This window comes from Verrucomicrobiia bacterium (assembly GCA_019634625.1).
Classification (GTDB): Bacteria; Verrucomicrobiota; Verrucomicrobiia; order Limisphaerales; family CAIMTB01; genus CAIMTB01.
The window spans coordinates 159,468-180,083 of sequence record JAHCBA010000011.1 but is presented as its reverse complement, the minus strand read 5'-3'; the positions used below and the strand labels follow the sequence as shown (position 1 = coordinate 180,083).

General features: G+C 64.1%; 9 protein-coding genes. 4 read left to right on the top strand and 5 right to left on the bottom strand.

The window, feature by feature from the left end:
• Window positions 1-197 precede the first annotated feature (197 nt).
• Window positions 198-1,529, top strand: coding sequence for a DUF3472 domain-containing protein (locus tag KF833_09140; protein ID MBX3745464.1), 1,332 nt, complete (start codon window positions 198-200; stop codon window positions 1,527-1,529).
• A gap of 37 nt (window positions 1,530-1,566) precedes the next feature.
• Here KF833_09140 and KF833_09135 read toward each other — a convergent pair whose 3' ends face one another.
• The 4 genes from KF833_09135 to lgt are packed head-to-tail and all read right to left on the bottom strand — an operon-like array spanning window position 1,567 to window position 6,263.
• Window positions 1,567-3,330 carry an arylsulfatase gene (locus KF833_09135; GenBank protein ID MBX3745463.1) on the bottom strand — a complete coding sequence of 588 codons (1,764 nt, stop codon included), beginning with the start codon at window positions 3,328-3,330 and terminating at the stop codon, window positions 1,567-1,569.
• Between the two features lie 58 nt (window positions 3,331-3,388).
• Window positions 3,389-4,474 carry an esterase-like activity of phytase family protein gene (locus KF833_09130; protein MBX3745462.1) on the bottom strand — a complete coding sequence of 362 codons (1,086 nt, stop codon included), beginning with the start codon at window positions 4,472-4,474 and terminating at the stop codon, window positions 3,389-3,391.
• The gene (locus tag KF833_09125) at window positions 4,471-5,469 is read right to left on the bottom strand and encodes an RluA family pseudouridine synthase (GenBank protein MBX3745461.1); all 999 of its coding nucleotides are present in this window, start codon (window positions 5,467-5,469) and stop codon (window positions 4,471-4,473) included. The genes KF833_09130 and KF833_09125 overlap by 4 nt, the downstream gene beginning before the upstream one ends.
• Window positions 5,466-6,263 (bottom strand): prolipoprotein diacylglyceryl transferase, encoded by a 798-nt coding sequence (gene lgt / locus KF833_09120; protein ID MBX3745460.1) that lies wholly within the window; start codon window positions 6,261-6,263, stop codon window positions 5,466-5,468. The genes KF833_09125 and lgt overlap by 4 nt, the downstream gene beginning before the upstream one ends.
• 181 nt (window positions 6,264-6,444) lie before the next feature.
• On the opposite strand from lgt, the gene KF833_09115 reads away from it, so the two are divergent.
• The 3 genes from KF833_09115 (at window position 6,445) to ispF (ending at window position 10,229) form a co-directional block, all read left to right on the top strand.
• Window positions 6,445-8,709, top strand: a complete 2,265-nt coding sequence (locus KF833_09115; GenBank protein ID MBX3745459.1) for a hypothetical protein — start codon at window positions 6,445-6,447, stop codon at window positions 8,707-8,709.
• 12 nt (window positions 8,710-8,721) lie between these two features.
• On the top strand, window positions 8,722-9,678 hold the full coding sequence (locus KF833_09110; protein ID MBX3745458.1) for an ABC transporter ATP-binding protein: 957 nt from the start codon (window positions 8,722-8,724) through the stop codon (window positions 9,676-9,678).
• 71 nt (window positions 9,679-9,749) lie between these two features.
• Complete coding sequence (ispF, locus tag KF833_09105; protein ID MBX3745457.1) at window positions 9,750-10,229, top strand: 2-C-methyl-D-erythritol 2,4-cyclodiphosphate synthase; 480 nt, start codon at window positions 9,750-9,752, stop codon at window positions 10,227-10,229.
• A gap of 568 nt (window positions 10,230-10,797) precedes the next feature.
• Here ispF and KF833_09100 read toward each other — a convergent pair.
• Complete coding sequence (locus tag KF833_09100) at window positions 10,798-20,472, bottom strand: proprotein convertase P-domain-containing protein (protein MBX3745456.1); 9,675 nt, start codon at window positions 20,470-20,472, stop codon at window positions 10,798-10,800.
• Window positions 20,473-20,616 lie beyond the last annotated feature (144 nt).

The window sequence follows — 20,616 nt, the reverse complement described above, 5'->3', positions numbered from 1 at the left end:
GACCCGGACCCGCAAGCCTTGCAAAGCCTCGCGGCCCATCGTTGAGTGCCTCCTGCCCTGTCAATGCACCCCTTCACTGCCTGTAGGCGCGGACGTCAGGACGCGAGCCCTCAAAGACACCCCTTCCCCGCCCGCCCTCAGAAGCTGGCGACTGCCGTTGTCCTCCACCGCGGTGCGTCCCGTTGAGGGCGGTTCCCATGAAAGTCCCGCCTTGGGGCCGTGCCCCACTCTTCCTCCTGCTGCTGACGGCCCTCGGCAACGTCGCCCGAAGCGAATCGATCCCCTTTGCCGGCAATGCATTTCGCACTGCGGGCGGATCGGATCGCGGTGGGCGTGACGGCCTGCGTTGGGACCGGCCCGACACGATGCTGTCGGTCTTCTTCCATATTGACCGCCCCGCCTCCCTCCAGCTCGCCCTCCGTGCCCGTGTGCCCGAAGGGACTTCCCGCATTCGGATGCAGGTCGGCGACTCTGTCCACGTAGCTCCGTTGACCAGCCCGGACCTCACGGAGACACCCCTGGGGGAGGTTCGAATCGATGCGGCTGGCTATGTCCGGGTGGATTTCCAAGGCCTGGACAAAACCGGGCCAGTCTTCGCCCAACCGGAGGCTCTCCTGGTCCGTTCCACGACCCCTGGCCTGACCCTCGCCTTCGTCCGGGACAACATCGACAATCGCTACTACTGGGGTCGGCGCGGGCCGTCCGTCCATCTGGGGTACCGGATGCCCGAAGGCCGGCGGTGGGAATGGTTCCACAGCGAACTCACAGTCCCGGAAGGCCTCGACCCGGTGGGATCCTTCTACATGGCCAACGGATTTGGCGAAGGCTACTTCGGCATGCAGGTCAACAGCCCCGTCGAACGCCGTATCCTGTTCTCCGTCTGGAGCCCCTTCGCCACCGACAATCCCCGCGAGATCCCCGAGGATCAACGCATCGTCGTCCTCGCCCGCGGTGAAGGCGTGCACACCGGCGAATTCGGCAACGAAGGGTCCGGCGGTCAAAGCTACCTCCGTCATCCCTGGGTGCCCGGTCGCCCCTACCGTTTCCTGAACCGCGCCCGGCCCGACGGCCGCGGCAACACGATCTACACCGCCTGGTTCCTCCCACCCGACTCCCCACGCTGGCACCTCATCGCCAGCTTCCGCCGTCCCCACACCGACAAGCACCTCACGGGCCTGCACGGATTCCTCGAGAACTTCGCCGACCGCCAGGGCTGGCTCCCCCGCGAAGGACGCTTCGGCAACGCATGGGCCCGCGACACCGACGGCCAATGGCACCGCCTCCTTGAAGCACGCTTCACCGGCGACGACATCGCCCGCCGTGGTTACCGCCTCGATTTTGCAGGGGGCGTGCTCGATCCGGACTTCTTCCTGCGCAATGGCGGATTCGCCAGCGGCCACATCCCGCTCAATACCTGGTTCCAGCTCGCCGACACCGGACGCCCTGCGCCCGAAATCCCCTTTGAAGCGTTGGAGGGTGTCCAGGCCGGGTTGGATGGATGGAGTGCGCCCGGCGAATCCCCGCCCTGACCCTGAGGGAAAACCTCCCCTCGGGGCACGCACCCGCCTACCGCCCCCCCAGGTGCTCCACCTCCACGTAATACGCACCGCGCGACCTCCCCCCCGCCTCCATCAGCCAGGTCCGGACCTCGGCGTCGCCTTCGGGGAGATCCGCCAGGAACCGCACTCCCGTGGACCCAGGCCGCACCGTCCGTGTCTCATCGACCCACTCCCCGACCTTCAACCGGGCCCGCTCCGCCGTCAGGACAAAACCCGCCACCTCCGGCCGCTCCCGCAAGGTGAAAGCGTAATGACCGGCTCGCTCCACCCTCACCCGCCACGGACCGTTCTGCAGCGGGCGCTGCACAATGTGCGGCTGGTTCCAGGGCGGAATCGGATCGCCGTCGGCCGTCATCCAGTCGTGCGCGTCCAGTTGCACCGGATTCTGCCGTTCCGAGCCGACATGGAGCAGCGCCGCCTCATGGAAGCGCGCGCCCACGTCCTTCCACCAACCCTCGTAGAACCCCCGCAACCGGGCCGCGACTTCGGGATGCTCGGCGATGCGATTGAGCCGCTGGCCCGGGTCCTCGGCGATGTCGTACAACTCCCGGTCGTCCACCAACCGCCAGCGGTCCGTCATGACGGACGTCTGTTTCCACCGGACAGGGTCCAGGACCCGCTGGTTGTGAACGACCAGGGTCCGTTCGGGCCATCCGGCATATTCCCCTCGGAGGAGGGGAACCAGCGACCGGCCGTCAAGCGCCAGGTCTTGGGGCACCGGAATGCCGCAGATCTCCAGCAGCGTGGGCATGATGTCGAGATGCGCGGTGAGTTGCGGCACCTCGCGACCGCCGGCCATCCCGCCCGCGGCGTAATGGATGTAACAGAAGGCGCGGTGGCCCCCTTCGTACTGGGAACCCTTGGCGCCCCTCATGCCCACGTTGTAACGCCCGTTCCACGCCTCCCGCTCCCCCACCGGCCATGGCCCGGGCCCCAACGTCGTGCCGTTGTCGCCCATGAAGACAAGCACGGTGTTCTCAAGGAGGCCCCACTGCCCGAGCCGATCGAGCAGCACCCCGAGGTTGTCGTCGAGGTTGGTGATCATCCCCCAGAAAATCCGCGCCGCCTCGGGGACATCCAGTCCCTCGTAAAGCGCCCGGTAGCGCTCCGCGACGTGGGGACGCGTCTGATGCGCCGCGTTGGTCGGCAGGTAAAGGAAGAAGGGTCGGGTACCGGATTCGCGGATGAACCGCAGCGCCTCCCGAAACCACACGTCCGTGCAGTATCCCTGAAAGCGCCGCCAGCTCCCGTTGTCGTTGTAGTGATCCTCGAAGTAGTCGTTGCCCCAGTAGTCCGGCGTCTGCCCAACCCCGCCTCCTCCATGCACGATGGCGTCCTCAAAGCCGCGGAATCGGGCGCCGTACGGAGCGTTGTCCCCCAAATGCCACTTGCCGAAAATGCCCGTTCGATAGCCCGCCCGCCGGAACACTTCCGCCACCGTCGTCTCGTCCGCCCGCAGCAGGTTGCGCCCCATGATCGTGTGCCAGACCCCCACCCGGGCCGAGTAGCGCCCGGTCATGAGGGCCGCACGCGTCGGCGAACAGGTGGGATCGACATGGAAGTTCGACAGGCTCACGCCCATCGCCCGCAGCCGATCCATGTTCGGGGTGATCAGGTGGGGATGACCATGCGCCGCGATGTCCCCGTACCCCTGGTCGTCGGTCAGGATCAGGATGACGTTCGGCCGCCCTGCCGCCCACGCCGGAAGAGCGCCGGCAGACATCACCCCAAGCAGTACGGCCAACCCGTGGCGAAGAAGCAGTCTGTTCAAGGTTCCGGTTCCTCTGGCGCCCATGATCCCGCTCGCGCCCGCCCTTCACAAGGCCTCCTTACCGGTCCGGACGCGGCACCCGAAGCAACGTGGGCCGGGTATCCCGCCCATCCACCCTCCTCCGGAATCCATTGTTGTCCGTGACCAGCCAGAGGTGGGTGTCGTCCACCCACAGCCCCTCCATGAATCCCGGAGCGAAGAACGCGCCGTAGGCCACCTCGCGCCGCGTCTCCATCCCCGCATAGTCGAACTCCGCCAGCACCCGGCGGGCGATGGGATCCACCTTCAAGACGCATCGCGCATCGCGCAACAGGACCCACAACGCATCGTCCGCCCACGCCAGTGCCGAGTAATGCGTGTCGGCTCCCCCGGACCCGGCCGGCGCCACCGCGAAGTCGTCGATCGCCCGAAGCGTTCCCAGGTCCACCACGATCAGGCGCCCCACCTGCCGCTCGTTGGCCACGTACAACCGGTCTCCCCCCACCGCGATCCCCTCAAACGAGGCGTTCCGGTCGGTCGGATGAAAGTGTCGCGCCGCCGCCCCCCAATCGATCCCGAGCCGTTCCAGCGACAGCGACTCAGGATCCCACCGCAGAATCCAGCGCCGGCTCTCCTCGCACACATACACCCGGCCCTTCGAATCCTGCGCCAATCCCTCGCAGTCCAGCCGCGGTTCCGGGCGTACGTTCCCCGTCAGGGCCCGAACCTGTTCCACCGTGAAGAACCCCGGAACCCGCTCCAGATCGGCCGCCTGCGGATCCGTCCCGAAAACAATCCGGTACACGCCAGCCACCTGGTCGTTCACCGTCCACCATTCCCCGGATGGGCGACGCAAGAGGCCGGAGGCGTCGAATCGCCGGCCGCCCGGCAGATTCAACAGCCACCAGCGGTCAGCTTCCACCACGTGTCTTGGCCAGGGGGCCCCAGGCGGTTCGCCACGATCCTGTCGAACCGGTCCCAACCCCTCCCCGACCTGAAGGGCCGGCGATGCCTCGTCCGCCTTCGCGGTCAGTACGCCGGCACACGCCCCAACCCACACCCCGAGCGACGCCAGGATGCATCCCACGCGACCGGCGCCAAACCGGATCGCCCGCCCGTTCCCCCGCCCATCGCCAGAGTCAGGAAGTGGCCCGCGGCCGTTCATCCTCCCTCCTTTCGCAGCCTCCCTGCATCAAGACACGCCGCAATCTCGGCGGCGCTCATGCCCCCGAGCACCCGCAGTCCCTCGATGAAATCCATCGGCAACGGCGCCTCGATCCCAATCCGCCGCCCATCCTCAGGATGCGAAAACACCAACCGCCACGCGTGCAGCAACTGCCGCGGTGCCGTGTACCCCGACGCCTCCGCCAGCCGCCCATTGAGCCGGCGCCCGTAGATCGCATCCCCCACGACCGGATGCCCCACATGGTGCATGTGCACCCGGATCTGGTGCGTCCTCCCCGTGTGCAGTGCCGCCTCGACCCAGGTGGCTCCCGCGAACCGCTTCAGCACCCGGAACGACGTCCAGGCATCGCGTCCCCCCGACGTCACCGCCATCCGCTTCCGATGGTTTGGATGCCGTGCGATCGCCGCCCGGATCTCGCCGCAATCCGTCTCCATCCTCCCGCACACAATGACCTGGTAAACCTTCCCCAGTTGCCGACCGGCAAACTGCGCCGCCAGCGCCAGGTGCGCCGCATCGTTCTTGGCCACCACCAGGCAGCCGCTGGTGTCCTTGTCGAGTCGATGGACGATCCCCGGGCGCGCCACACCGCCGATGCCGCTCAACTGCCCGGCACAGTGATGCAGCAACGCATTCACCAGCGTGCCCTCCTCGTGGCCCGCCGCCGGATGAACCACCCGGTCGGGCGGTTTGTTGATCACCAGCAGGTGCTCATCCTCGTAAAGAACCTCCAGCAGAATCGCCTCGGCCCGTGCCTCGGCCGGGCGCACATCCGGCCATCTCACCTCGATCCTGTCCCCGGGACGCGGCACCTGGGTCACCTTGGCGTGCCGGTCATTGACCCGGATGCTCCCGGATTCGATCAGGCGCTGGATGGTGCCTCGCGAGACGCCATCCAGTCGCTCCCGCAGGTAAGCATCCAACCGCGCCCCGGCCGCCGGCGCCTCCACCGTCAGAAAAAGCGGATCGCGCTTCACGACACAGCCGAAGGAAGGGCCGGCCGGCCGGCCGCACCGGAGCGCTTCCGCACCCCATACAACACGACCCCCACCGCCACCAGCCCTGCGCTGATCCAGTGGGCGGGCGTCACACGTTCGAAGTACAGGGCCGACGCCGGATAGTCGCCCCGGAACCACTCGACAACACTCCGAATCACCCCATAGGCCATGAGATAGACCGCGAACACCTGACCCTCAAAACGCCGTCTCCCAAACAACCAGGCCAGCCCGCCGGCCACGGCCAGCGACAACCCGGCCTCATAGACCTGCGTCGGATGCACCGGAATGCCGCGGGTCTCATGATCGGCCCCGTACCGAATCGCCCATGGAAGTTCGCAGGCCCTTCCGAAACAGCACCCGTTCAGGAGGCATCCGATCCGGCCGATCGCGTGCCCCAGCGCAACCCCGGGGGCCAGGATGTCCGCCATCGTCCACCCCGGTTGCCGCCGCCAACGGCACCAGGCGAACCCTGCCAGCATGGCCGCCACGAACCCCCCGTGAAACACCAAGCCCCCGTGATGCACCATGAAGATCTCCGTCCAGGGCTCGCCCCGGAAACTTCGATCCCAGTAGGTCACCACGTACAATGCCCGGGCCCCCACAATCCCCGCCACAATCAGCACCCACAGCACATCCCAAATCGCCTCCGCCGCCACTCCCGCCCGCGGCGCACGGCGCGCCGAGGTCCAGGCCCCCACCCAGAATCCCGTGGCCACGCAGATCCCATACCACGTCAACGTCAGCGGCCCCAACTCGAAGGCAATACGTTCCACAAGCCGCCATCCTAGAAAGGCCACCCTCCATGCCAGAAGCGCAAAAGCGTCCACCCCCCCGGGACCCGTGCCATCCTGGCCGGATTCCCGTCCTTGCGCTGAGCACCCGCCCGGCCGTATCACGCCTCCGGCCCGTGCGATGACTCACCTTCAATCCGTCGCCCCGCAACCCCTGACCCCCTTGTCCCCTTCGGAAAGGGACCGCCGGCAACCCGGCGCCGGGTGCGCCCTGGTCCGACTCGTCGCCGCCCTCGCCGCCCTCGCCGCCCCGTTCCTCGCGGCGGCAGCCCCGTTGACAAGCGTCGCTACGGATCCCAGCCCCGAGGTGCAGTTCGACGTCTTCATGGGATTCGATGACCAGGCCCGCGAGGGTCATTGGTTCCCCGTCGTGTTCGATGTCCGCAACGATGGACCTCCGGTTCAGGGAACCGTCGTCCTCCATCCGGAAGGCAGTCCGGATTCCCAGCGGTACGCCTTCGACCTCGATCTTCCCACCGGAACCAGAAAGCGCCGGTTGTTGCCCGTGTTCGCCGCCTCCGGCCGGCACCTCCGTTGGGAAGCCACTCTCCTCGATCTCTCAGGAACGCTGATGGCAGACCGCGCGGAGCTGCAGCCGAAGATTGTCGCGGCTTCAATGCCCTTGATCGGGGCTCTTCCCCGCTCCCTCGGCGGCCTTCCCACCCTTCCTCTGCCACCTCAGCGCGCCCCGGAACTTCTCCCAACCGTGGTACGGCTGCAGCCCGACCTCCTGCCGGACCACCCCATCGTGCTCGAGGCCCTTGCCGCCTGCTACCTCCACTCCGAACGAGCCTCCGAATTGCTGCCCCACCATGTCGAGGCACTCCTCGCATGGCTCCTGGGAGGCGGGCACCTGATCGTGGCCATCGAGCAACCCTCGGACGTCACCAGCATCCCCTGGCTGCGGAATCTGCTCCCCTTCGCCCCCGCAACCGTCGCCCAGGTCCCCGCCGGGGAAGCTCTCCACCGCTGGCTCCAACAGGGCGCCAGCCCCGTCCTCACGGTACCCGTACCCGTCCACCCAACGGATCCAGGAACGGGCGGGCGCTCGGCACGCCTCCGCCCCAGCCCCACCCCGCAGACGGCTGATCCCTACCTCGCCCTCGAACCGCATCCCGCATTTCTCAACTCAGACATCACGGTGGTGACAGGCGTATCCTCGCCGGCCCAGGTCCTCGTCGCCCAGGGCAATACCCCCCTCCTCCTCGCGTCCCGGCACGGGCGCGGATGGATCACGGTGCTGACCTTCAGCCCCGAACGGGAACCCTTCCGCAGCTGGGATCATCGAGACTGGTTCTGGGCCAGGCTCCTCGCCGTGCCTCCCGAACTCCTCGATCCCGGACTGGCTCCCCGTCGCAGCGGAGTCGGCGTGGACGGAGTGTTCGGGGCGATGCTCGACAGCCGCCAGATTCGCAAGCTCCCCGTCGGCACCCTGCTCCTTCTCCTGGTGCTCTATCTCGCCGTCATCGGCCCGCTCGATCGCTGGATCCTTCGAAGGCTGAATCGCCAGATGTGGACCTGGATCACCTTTCCCGTCTATGTCGCCCTGTTCGCCGCGTTGATCTATCTCCTCGGTTATCGACTCCGCTCCGGCGACCTCGAATGGAATGAAGTCCAGGTCGTGGATCAGATCGCCGGCCCGACCGGCAGCCACTTGCGCGGCCGCACCTGGATCTCCCTCTACTCCCCCGTCAATGCCCGTTACCGCCTCTCCAGCGAGGTTCCCTTCTCCACGTTGCGCCCGGAGTTTCACCCGTCGGGTTCCTCCTCCCGTTCCGAGGCGGGCCGCCTCCAACTATGGCACCCGGCCGTCGGCTTCCAGGGCGAAACCTTCATGCCACTCTGGGTCAGTCAGCTCTATGTCAACGACTGGTTCCAGCCGGCTTCGCCGCTCGTGCAAGGCAGTGTGGAACCCGCTCCGGAAGGCTTGCGTGCACTCGTCGTCAATCGCTCCGCCCTTTCCTTGAATCCAGTCCGGCTCGCCTACCGGGGACAGCTCCACGAACTCGGCCCCCTTCCTCCAGGTCAGCGCCTTGACCGTATCCTCCCCCACCGCCCGGACACGCCGCTGTCCGAGGCCCTGGACCGCCTTCCGCAGATCCTCGCCACAGCCCAGCAACGTCGATCCGCGTTCGGCCGCGAGGATTCAGGCCGGATCGATCTCACTCTCGACGCTGTCATCCTGGCCTCTCTGGGCCAGAACACGCTCAGCTCCCGCACCCCTTCGGGCGAGGTCCTCGTTTCTCCCGCAGGCTTCTCCCTGTCCACTCTTGCCCTCTCCGACCAGCCCGTGCTGTTTGCATGGTCCTCCAACCAATCCCTCGCACTTCCCATCCACCAGTTCACGCCCCGCCGCTCCCGAAAGGATGTCGTTGTCCGAGCCGTGTTGTCGGCGCCCGAATCCTCATCTTCCCTCCACAACCCCTGATCCTTAGCCGGCATGCCAGTCATGAACCCTCCAACCCAGCCTGCGGTCGAGACCTTCGGGCTTACCCGCACCTACGGTTCGCTGGTGGCCCTCGATCAACTCAACCTGACCGTGGAACCGGGCGAACTTTTCGGCTTCATCGGCTCCAATGGCGCCGGCAAGACCACCACTCTCCGAATCCTCGCCACATTTCTGCTCCCCTCCTCCGGAAAGGCAGCCGTCTTCGGACACGATGTCGTCTCCCATGCGGATGATGTCCGTCATCTGATCGGCTACATGCCTGACTTCTTCGGCGTGTATAAGGACATGGAGGTCACCGAATACCTCGACTTCTTCGGCGCCTGCTATCGCATCCCCTCCGCCCAACGCGACCGTACCGTGGCCGATGTTCTGGACCTCGTCGGACTTCATGAAAAGCGCGGCACCCTGATCGGCGCCCTCAGCCGCGGCATGCAGCAACGCCTCGGCCTCGCACGGGTTCTCATCCACGACCCCCGTCTCCTCCTCCTCGACGAGCCCGCCAGCGGCCTGGATCCCCGGGCACGCATCGAAATGATGGCCGTCCTCCAGGAACTGCAGCGCATGGGGAAGACCATCATCATCTCCTCCCATATCCTCAGCGAGCTTCAGACCCTCTGTCATCGCGTCGCCATCCTCGAAAAGGGATCCCTGATCTATGCCGGCCCCGTGCAGGGCGCCAGGCAACAACTCGGCAACCCCACGGTGTACTGGGTCAGAGTTCACCCCCCCTTCGAGCACGCCGCCCAGCTCCTGCGCTCAGAACCGGGCGTCCTTGCGGCGGAAGTCCTCGAGAATCGCATCAAAGTCACCTTCGCCGACCATGAAGCCGACCCTTCCTTCATCCCGGACCGTCTCGTTCGGGCCGGAGTTCCCGTCGTCGAATTGTACGAGGATGAAGTCGGGCTTGAGAAAGTGTTCCTCCACGTCACCAAGGGAGAAACCCAATAACCCAGGTCCAAGCCTCTTCTTTTCCAGCCTGACAGCGTGACCCGAAGCTTCGCGACAACTATCCTGTTGCCATGATTCACGTCGGTATTGGCTATGACGTCCATCCCCTTGTGATCGGAAGGAAGTTGATCCTGGGCGGGGTGGAAATCCCTCACACCCACGGACTCGCCGGACATTCCGACGCCGATGCCCTGATGCACGCCATCTGCGACGCCATTCTCGGTGCGCTGGGAGAGCCCGACATCGGCCACTTCTTCAAGAACACCGATCCACGCTGGCTCAATGCACCCAGTTCTGTGTTCCTCCAGGAGGCCGCCCGCCAGGTGATGTTCCACGAGGGCCGGTTGATCAATGTGGATGCCACGGTCATTGCCGAGCACCCCAAAATCGCACCCTATGTGCTGACCATGAAACAGAACATTGCGCAGGCACTCCACCTCAATCTGCGGAGGGTCGGGGTCAAGGCGACCACGCACGAAGGAATCGGAGCGCTGGGCCGCGGCGAAGGCATCGCCGCCATGGCGGTTGCTTCGGTGGACCTGCCGGAATAGCAGCATGGCCATCAAGTCTGAGATCGCCTGGTCCCGCCCTTCCCCCGAAGGTTTCAAGATCCATGTTTACGCCCGCCGCTACGGTGGCGAATGGCAGTTTCATACCCGCCTGCGCAGGTCCGAACCTTGGGTGCCTCTGCCTGAACCGCCACTCGAGGATTGGAATGCTCTTCTCGATGCCGTCCGGCGGCGTGTTCCCCGCCGCCTCTTTCCTCCAGCCGAGGTCGTCCGCATAGAGCGCATGATCCGGGAACGCTTTCCAGATTCCTGTCTCTGACCTGAAGTCCTCCACGGGTGAACCCGGCACCTCGCCGCATGGCTCCTCCAGGGCCGTGCCTCCGCGCCTTGTTCAGGAAGTGGATGCGATTCGGAGGGGCGGTTTCCGAGAATCCGGGCCATTCCGTTCTGGCCCCGGGCCGGGCACAAGGATCTCACGCACTTGACGCCTGGCTTCTCTCCGAAGCCGGTCCTGCGCCAATCACTCTGGAACTTGCCCCCTTCAAGACGCAGAGGCCGGATCTTGCGATCCGGCCTCTCGATATGGGTCTATGACAGCCCTTAACGCTGCTTACCGTCGAACGCGGTAGTACTTGTTCAACCCGGAAGCCGCTTCCGAGAAGGAACCGCTGGTGTTCCCCGTTCCGGTCCAGGGTCCGTTCGGCGAAGTGGCAGTCTCAAGCTCCCCACCACCCGACCACGTGACGGTGATCGTCACCACCCCGCCAACCACGCTCAGGGTCGGCTTCGACACCACCGGGGCCGCAGTACCTTCCGAAACCGAAAGGGCAAAGGTACGCGACACAGTGGTCTTCCCGTCATTGACCGAGATCGTCACCGTCGCGATCCCGGTGGCGTCCGTCACCAGACCGATCGTCGCAACCGCAGCGCCTGAGCTGATGTCGAAGGTGACCCCGCTCACCAGGCCCGGGTTGGAAGTGCTCGACGACAACACCAACTGCGCCAAGGCAGTGTCGGGGTCGGCAACGGCCAGCGGGATTACCACCGGCGTGTTGGCTGTCGTGGTCTGATCACCGATCGGTCCGAGGGTCGGCGGCAGGTTCGGAACCTCGAACACTTCGAACAGGAAGCTTTGGCTTACCTTGATGTTCCCATCGTCTGCCGAGATGGTCACCGTCGCCAGGCCGATGGCCCCCTGAACCGGATTGATGGTGGCCGCGATGCGTCCATCTCCGCGCAGTCCGAACAGCACGCTCTGCACGATGCTCGGATTGGAGGTGTCCCAGGTGTACCCGAGCGATGCGATCGGAGTGTCGGGATCCATCACGTCGAGCACCACCACCACGGGGATGTTCACGGGCGTGCGTTGATCCGGAATCCGACCCAGCACAGGCCCGTTCAGCGGCGTCACCGTGAGGCCAAAGCTGGTGGTTCCGAGTCCCAACTCATCCGTCGCCGTGACGGTGATGACATCGCTTCCGGTTTGCCCGCTCACCAGTACGATCGTGAGTGTGAACTCCGACCCGCTCCCGGTTACGGTAACCCGGTCCACCAACTCCGTTCCCTCAGCCTCGGCGGTAACCACGAGATTCCCGGACTCTGATCCCGAGACCGTGAAGGGCACCGTCCGAACCTGACCTTCCAGGACCGTCTGGTCGGGAATCGTCGAGATCGTGAGGATGTACGGTGCACCCACGGTGACCGCGATGATGTTGGTCGTACCCACCTCGCCGTCGTGGGCCACGACGGTGATGAATCCAAGCCCCTGCTCCCCGGAAGGACGGAACGTCAGCAACCGCGCCTCATCCTCGCCCTCGAGTTCCACAGTCCCGAGCCCTGGCGTCGAGAGCGTGGCGGTAACCACAATGTCGGCAGCCGGAGTCTCCCGGTCGGAAACCAGGAAGGGCAGGCGTGCCGGGCGATTGGCGGCTGTGGTGAAATCGGCCAAACCACTCAGGATCGGGGGAGCGTTCACCGGGGTGACTACCACCCGGAACGTCGTGGAGGCGATGCCGGTGCCGTCGGTCACGGCCACTGTGACATTACCTTCCCCACTTTCCGAACCACGCGGGGTAATGGTGAGCGTCCGGGTTGTACCCGTTCCGGTGATGGCCAGCGTGAGGAGCCCCGGGTTGTCCGTCGAGGCTGCCGTGATCAGATTGGCGGCCGGGGTGTCCGCATCCTCGATCAGGATGCCCACTTCCAGCGGCGTGTTCTCCGGCGTCGTCTGATCCGCAATCGGAGCGATGGTCGGATCCGTGGTGTAGATGTTCAGGATCCAGCCTCCGGCAATAAGACCGGCGTCCGGGGCCGCATCGTCCACAACATACAGCGACCAGGTGCCGTTCGCGTCGGTTCCCGCAAAGGCACTGAGGGCGGACCCATACGGGGGCGCCGGGGCCGGAGCCGGGAAGGTATCACCACCTTGATGGTTGGTTGGGCGATAGGTACCGCTCGCAATCGGAACGGTCGGGTTGAACGGCAGTTCGCTTGCGGCCCGATCATCCAAGGTGAGGCGCGCCCGGCTGAGGCTTCCGCTGCCGCCGGCATCGCTCATCAATATGATCTTCTGCCCGGCGGGACCCACCAGGAGAACGTCGATGTCCGCCGGGAAGGGATGCGAGAGATCAGCCAAGGTTACGGTCACACGGGCAACCGTGCTGTCCACCCCGGCCACCTCAATGGTCGAAGGATAGGGGTTTGCAGTCAGATTGTCGCGGATGACGATTGGCTCGGCATTCGCATATTGCAGATGCAGGGCCGGAATGACGGTGACTTCGAACGTCGTGCTCGCAGTCAATCCCTCGGCGTCGATCACCGTGATGGTGATATCGGAGGACCCGCTCAGATTGCCAACAGGGGTGATTGTCAGCGTCCCGCCAAAGATCACCACGTTGTTGGTGGGGATGAGGCGCGTGTTGGATGAGGACACCCTGAGGATCAGGTTCCGAACCGGGGTCTCGGCATCCCCGTAATTGAACTCGATGGGCGATGTCTGCGTGCCGGAGAAGATCAGTTGATCGGAGACATCGGTCACGAAGGGCGCATCGTTCACCGGATTCACCCGCACCAGGATGGTCTGGCTGACTTCCTGGCCGAAGGCGTTCTTGGCGAACACGGTAAGGTTCGCCTCGCCGAAGGCATCGGTTCCTGGAACGACGTGCATGCTCCAGCTGGTGCCGGATCCCGAGAACGTCACATTTCCAGTCGGGATCAGCGTCGGATTGGATGAGACCGCACGGAATGTGAAATCGTGCGGGACAAAGGACTCCTCAACCACCGTGAAGGGAACACGGAACTCGGTGTCCTCCGCCACTGTCACATTGCCGAGGCCCGTCAGGTAGGGACGCGTCTCGATCAACAGGCGCCAGCCTCCGTTGACGAATCCCGAGTCCGACGGCGTGTCATCCATGATGAACAGCCTCCAGTCGCCCGTGGGAATCCTTCCGACGAAGTCGGCGAGCGTGCTGGTGTAGGGTCCCGCCGGGGCCGGGGCTGCAAACGGATCGTTGTTGCCGTCGTAGTTGCTGGGCCGATAGGTCCCGCTGGTAACAGGAGCGCCCTGCGAGACCAGCCCCGCAGCTTCCTGATCGAAGACCAGATTGACGTTGGTGACCGAACTGCTTCCACCGGCGTCGCTCATGAGCAACGTGCGTGTTCCATCAGGAGCAACCAGGAGCATGTCCACATCCTGCGGGAAGCGATGGGCGAACCCATCCACGGCCACCCGGATTCGGGAGATCTCCCCGATGAGATCCGGAACCTGAATGACCGACGGGTACGGTGCGCTCGGGCCGTTGTCGTTGATGAAGATACGCTGATTGTTGCCGTATCCACGCTCGCGACTTTCCACCACGGTCACAGGGAAGCTCATCGGCACGGACGTGGTTCCATCCGACACCACGATGGTGATCGTTGTGGTCCCGGTGACCGCGAGTTCCGGCGTGATCTGCACAGTCCGGCTCCCGGGAGGCCCGGAGAGTTGATTGATGACAATCGCCGCGTTCCGAACCAGAGCCTGATTCGAGGAGCTGGCTGTCAGCGTCAGCGTTGAGCTGTCCGGATCGGCAATGGTGAACACAATGTTCGTCGTGCTCTCGCCAGCCCGGGCCGTGATGTCAGGGATCTGGCTGATGGTTGGCGGATCGTCAACTTCGATGACCCGGAACAGGAACTCCGTCTGGACGGTATGAGGCGGCGGGAACGGCCTCGTGAGGTCCTCCACGGTGATCCGAATCGTTGCCGTTCCAGCGCTTCCAGGAACCATCGTCAGTTCGATCTCGTTCGATGGAAGCGTGGCCAGGAAGTTGCTGGTTCCGAAGAACAGCAGGTTTGTGGAAGCGATCACTGATGGATTGAAGGACTCAGCCCGGATCCTGAGATCCGCAGGCGAGGAATCCACATCGCTCACCAGGAATGAGAAGCTCAGCGGCCTTCCTTCCTGGGTGGACTTCTCGGTGATTCGAGAAATCACGGGTGCGTCGTTGACGGGCTCGACAACGTTGGTGATGACCACGCTGGATCGCGCACCGTCAGCCTTCCGGGTGACCGTGACAGTAAGCAGGTTGGTGGACCTCAGATTGCTGGCTGGCTGATTGGTCCCCGGAATGACCGTAAGAACGTAGTTGACACCGGAGGGCACCGTTCCTCCCACGTCCGTTGCCCGAACATTAGGAGACGCCGGCGGAACCAGGGTCGGATTCGAGGAGGCGTAACTCAGAAGGAGATCATCCTTAGGAGTGGTAGGCGTGTCGGCATCGCGAACGACGACGGTCGCGTTGGCCGGCGTATCTTCGTTCTGAACGAGGGGAGCCGGCGTTCCAGCGACGAGTTCGATCGTCGGTGCCGTGACGATGTCGAGGGTCCACCCCTGAGCGATCTGGCCCGCGTGCCCTGCCGTGTCGTCCACGACGTAGAGAGACCAGTTGCCGTTGGGATTGGTGCCAACCAGATCACTGAGCCGACCGGTGTACGGGGCCGCGACTCCGGAGAAGGTGTCGTCATCGCCATAGTTGGTCGGCCGGTAAGTGCCGGATACGAGCGGACCATTATCGGGCACCACGGCGGATGCCGAATCGGCAAACACCAGCCTTGCGTTGCTGACGGGAATCGCACCGCCGGCATCGGAGAGGAGAATGATCTTCGCGCCGCTCGGGCTCACCAGCAGGATATCCACGTCATCAGGCGCCGTGTGACTGAAGCCGTCGAGACGTACGGAGACGCTGTGGATGCCACCGAGCAGGCCTCCGACCGGAATGACCGAGGGGTACGGGGTGGCTGTGTTGTTGTCCCGGATCGTGATGGCTCCGGTGTTCGCGAAGGTGGCTCCAGGAGCCGGTGTGATGTTGACGACGAAGCTGGTCGAGGCAGTGAGTTCCCCGTCCGAGACCCGCACCGTGATGGTCACACTCGCCGCCCCGGTCCCGATCGTGGTGAGGGACAGGAAGCGGTTCGCGTCCGCCCCACCCAGGATGATGTTCTCAAGGGGGATTCGGGTTGCATCAGAGGTTTCCCTCGTGACCACCAGATTTCGGGCAGGGGTTTCCAGATCGCCCACCGTGAACGGAATATTGAGGAGCGAACCACCCGCGATGACGTTGGTCGTCGCCGGAAATCCTCCAATGGTGGGAGGATCGTTGACAGGGTTAACAATCAACGTGACGTCGCGATTCACAGTTGTGGTCGCGTCCCGGATGCTGAAGGTGAGGATGGCTTCCCCGTACTGATTCGGGAGCGGAACCACGTTGACATTCATGGCGCCCTCGTCCCCAGCCGGAATGCTGACGGGTCCGGTGAGAATCAGGTTGGTGGTCGTATTCGGCACCAGCGCCGGATTGCTGGACGTCACGGTCGCATTCGTGACCGAGAGAATCGAGTCGATGTCCCGAACCAGGAAGACGATGTTGGTCGTGGTGTCCTCGTTGATCCGGACGAGATTGGTGGCGGTGCTCACGATGGGCGGATCGTCCACGGGACGAACCCTCAGTGCGAATTGGCGGGAATTGGTCGTATTGCGTTCATCAGCGACGAATACGGTAATGATATTGGTCCCGTGCCGGTCTGCATTCGGGACGATGGTGAGTGTCCGCTGGAAGGTATTGGTCGGAAGAACCGTGAGGTTCGTATTCGAGACCAGATTCTCATCGGAGGACAATGCCCATGACCTCAACAGATTGGCGGGGGTGTCCGCGTCGCTGAGAATAATGGGCACCTGGAGGGTGATGTCTTCGTCAGTAACCTGATCGGGGATGGGGAGGATGGTGGGAGCAGTCTCGATCACCAGGATCCAGCCTCGATCGATCGCTCCGAAGTCGGAGAAGGTGTCGTCGAAGGCGTAGAGTTTCCAATCCCCGTTGGGATTGATTCCGTTGAAATCGGAGAGGCTGCTTCCGTAAGGGCCGGTCGGTGCGGGCGGGGGGAAGTTGTTCCCGGCCGCGTCGATGCCGAAGTTTGACGGGCGGAATGTTCCATGACGCAGTCTCCCGTCCGTCGTGAGCGCGGCCCCCGCGTCATCGAAGGTCATGATCAATCCGCTGACCGAGTTGGTCGGGGCGCCGCCGCCGGTGTTGGCCAGGAGCACGACCTTCTTCGAGTTATCGGGCGAGACCAGGAGGAGCGCCACATCGTCCGGGAAGGTGTGCGTAAGGCCGAGGAGCGTCACCTTCACCCCACTGACCGCTCCTTCGATACCGGAGACATTGATGACCGAGGGATAGGGCAGCGCCGTGGCATTATCACGAATGTCGATTCTGCCGGCATTCGCGTAGGAGAGATTGGGACGGAACTCAACGAGGAAGGTGCGGGTCCCCTTCTGGTTCGTCGGGTCGGTGGCAACCAGGGTAACCTCGGACTGCCCTGTCTGATTCCCGTTCGGGAGGATGGTCAGCAGACGTGTCCGGCCCGTCGCATCGGCTGGATCCACCGCGAGCCGAAGGTGCGAATTGGGCAGAAGGGACGGATTCGAGGACGTCGCCGTCACCTCAATGGAACTCAGCGCGCTGTCCGGGTCGTCCACGGTGAAACTGATCGGTCCCCGGATGAGACCTGCGGGGATGTTCTGAGTAGCGATGGCGCCGATCGCAGGCGGATCGTCCACAGAGGTAACCGTGAGTTTGAACGTGTCGGAGGAGGTGGTGCCGCCAACGGTTGCGGTCACGGTAATGAATGTTTCACCGTGTTGATCCTGCTTCGGTGTGATCACAAGAGTCCGGTTTGCACCGGTTCCTTCGAAGACGAGCCCTGCGGAATCCACCAGCGAGGTGTTGGAGGAGATGGCCGTGATCGTGGTCGGCACACCCGGCTGGTCGTCGCCCAGATTGATGCCAACCCGTCGAACCACGTCCTCCTGGGTCACCTGGTCAGGGATGTCGGCGAGGCGTGCCGCGGTGACAAAGTTGATCATCCACCCACCTGCAATCGTTGCTCCGGCCCCCTTGGAGTTGCCGGTATCGTCCACAACGTAGAGCGACCATGTTCCGTTGGGGGTGATGTTGAAGGGAACGAAGCTTCCCAACGTTGTTCCCACGGTGCCGCCAGTGGGCGCATCGGGGAAGACGTCCGCACCACCGATATCATGATTGGTGGGACGGAAGATCCCGGATGTCAGACCCGATCCAGCAGGAAGCGCCGTGGAGGCATCGTCGTCGAGGATCAGGGTAATCGGCCCGGCGGCGACGGTACCGCCTGCGTCGCTCATGATGACCACCCGATGGTTGTTGGGGCCCACCAGGAGCATATCAACATCTTCAGGGAACGGGTGCTGGAAGCCAACCAGGGTGACAATCACCTTCTGGATTTCCCCCTGCACACCATTGACGGTGATGCTGGAGGGGTACGGAACGGCCTTTGCCACGCCGCCGCCGGCACCGGTATCTTCGATGATGATGGGGTTCGCGTTGACGAAGAGCGGGCTGGGCGGCTGGAGGACATCGAGATCGAAGCTGGTCGATGAGGATGCCGGAGGCACGTTATCATCGGTGACGGTCAGCGTGACCGTCACGGTTCCGGGCTCATTCCCGACCGGATAGAGGGTGACCGTCCGGGCGCCACCCGAGCCACCCAGGGCGATACTCGAAGTCGGCAGGATCTTGACGTTGCTCGAATGCACCGTCACCTGCAGGGCGCCGGCCGGAGTTTCAACATCCGCAACGGTGAAGGGAACGTTCTGAACCGGAACACCGGCGTAGGTGGTCTGTTTGACGATGGCCGAGATGGTAGGCACGTCGTTGACCGAGTCGATGCGGAGCTCGAAGGAGTTCGTAGCCCGGTGCCCGCCACTGTTGTCCTGGGCAATGACGCGGACATTGTTCGTTCCGAAGACATTGGCGACGGGAGTCAGCCGGAGGGACACGTTGTTGCCACTGAGAGTGGCGACCCCGTTCACGAAGCCGGCCAGGGGCGCACCGGAAGAGTCAATGGCGAATGCCGTGACATTGGTGACCGATCCGTCGTAGTCGGTGGCCGTGAAGTCAATGGTGACCGGAGTGTCTTCATTGGTGGTCACGGTGGCCGGGAGACCGGAGATGACCGGGGCCGGGAAGATGTTGAGGATGAATCCTCCCTGCAGCCTTCCCGCCTCACCGCTGGCACGGTCCACCACGTAGAGCGACCAGGTCCCGTTCGGGTTGATCGCATGGAACGCATCGAGTGCCGTGCCGTACGGACTGGCCGGCGCGGGGGATGGAAGGCTTTCGGGCGAATAGTCCGCGGGCCGGTAGGTGCCACTGACAATCGGGGCCGAGGCGGGTATGGCGGCGGAGGCTGCGTCGTCGAAGGTGAGACGCGCATTGACCACGGGGGTCGACCCGCCAGCCTGACCCATCAGAACCACCGCGGGACCTCCCTGCTTGGCGAGAAGGATGTCCACGTCGTTGGGAAACTCATGATTGAAGTCTGCAAGGGTGACCGTGATCTTGCCGATGAGGCCGGGCACATTGGACACGGTGACGCTGGTCGGATAAGGCGTGGCGACACCGGCTTCCGGAATGGCAATCGTGGTGGCATTGCCGAAGACGGCATGGGCGGCAGGGACCACGGTCACCACGATCGGCGTGACGCTGTTGGTCTTGCCGTCACTGACACCAATCTGGACCGTGGCGGTTCCAACAGCCGCTGCCTTGGGAGTGATGGCGAAGAAGTTGGTCCCGTTAATCCCTCGAGTGAAGAAGACGTGATCGTTGGGGATCACGTTGGTGTTGGAGGACGAGGCGAAGAGGGTCAGGGTATCCACGTCGTCATCGACATCGGCCACCACGGCGAACAGCAGGTTGGTGGAGAGCTGCCCCTGAGCCACCTGGAGGGTGTTGGCATTGATGGCGATGGTCGGAGCGTCATTGACCGCCTCAACGTGGACTTCCACCGGGGCGAGGATGGCGGAGGCACCTGTTGAGATCGAGTCGGAGAGGGCGATGGTCACCGTGACGGGGCCCGAGGCGGCCGTGTTCTGATTGGGCCGGGGCGTGAAGGTCAAGGTGCGGGTCTTGCCGGTGCCGGAGAAGCTGAAGGCCGAGTTGGCGATGATATTGGTGTTGCTGGACGAGGCGCTGAGGCCGAGCTGGTCGAGCGGGGTGTCGGAGTCGTCGATCTCGAAGGCGATGGAGAATTGGGTATCCTCCTTGTTGGTCACCGAGGTTGGCACTTTGGTGAACACCGGCGTGGTCCAGAGCCGAACGGTCCAGCCACCAATGGTTCCAACGTCGTTGAACTTATCGTCCACGACAAAGAGGCGCCACGTTCCATTCGGGGACGTGCCCACCAGGGAGCCAAGTGTGCCGGTATAGGGACCGGCAACCCGGTTGGGATGACCCGGGATGTCCCACGTGTCCGCTATTTCCCCGGCGGGATCGAAATTGGTCGGCCGGAAGGTCCCACTGGGAATGGCGCTCGCCGCAGGAAGGGACGAGGAGGCCGTCGCGTCCAGCGTGAGATTGATATTGTTGAAGGGGAAGCCCAGGCCGACGTCGCTGAGGAGGACGATGCGCGCATTGTCCTCGGCGCGGACGAGCAGGACATCCACATCTGCGGCGTAGCTGTGGGAGAGGGAATTGAGCGTGACCGCCACGCGCTGCAGCTGGCCCAGAAGGTTGGAGGTGACAATGCTGCTCGGGTAGGGGGAGGCTGCACTGGGGACATTGACGCCCAGCTCAAACCTCGCATCATTGATGGTGATGGTGCCCGGGTTCGTGAGGGGCAGCCCTTGTCCCAGCGCCGGCCAGGCCAGGAGAACACTCAGTAATGTTGCCCAGGAGCCTATCGCATTCGCGAATGATCGTGGGAGTTGCTTCACAGCGCTATTCATAGTTGTTCCTTAACGGGACAGCTTCAATGACGGGCACTTAACTTGTCTGGCAAGCCTTTGGCAAGGCGAATCGTTGGGACAGGACAGGGCGAATCGGGCGCCGGTCCCGGCGGCGACCCGATAAGCGGCTCG